The sequence below is a fragment of the Oleiphilus sp. HI0086 genome (genome assembly GCF_001635225.1).
Genome location: NZ_LWFZ01000349.1, coordinates 1 through 447 on the forward strand (window position 1 = coordinate 1; position 447 = coordinate 447).

The 447-nt window shown below is 43.2% G+C and carries 1 protein-coding gene; it reads left to right on the forward strand.

The features are described from left to right. A partial coding sequence (locus A3756_RS04465) for a TCP-1/cpn60 chaperonin family protein (RefSeq protein WP_304438856.1) occupies positions 1-447 on the forward strand: 447 nt, incomplete at both ends.

The window sequence follows — 447 nt, forward strand, 5'->3', positions numbered from 1 at the left end:
TTTGAAGGCTGTTGCTGCGGGTATGAACCCAATGGACCTGAAACGTGGCATCGACAAAGGTGTGCAAGTTGCAGTTCAAGCGGTTAAAGGCTTTGCTCGTCCATGTGAAGATACTAAAGCGATTGCTCAAGTAGGCACAATCTCAGCAAACAGCGATAGCTCTGTTGGTAGCATCATTGCTGAAGCGATGGAAAAAGTAGGTAAAGAAGGTGTTATCACTGTTGAAGAAGGTAGTGGCTTCGAAGATGAGCTAGCCGTTGTTGAAGGTATGCAGTTCGATCGTGGTTACTTATCACCTTACTTTATCAACAATCAGGACAATATGAGTGCAGAGCTTGAGAGCCCATTTATATTATTGGTTGATAAGAAGGTTTCTAACATTCGTGAGCTACTTCCTGTACTGGAAAGTGTTGCTAAAGCAAGCAAGCCATTATTGATCATTGCTGA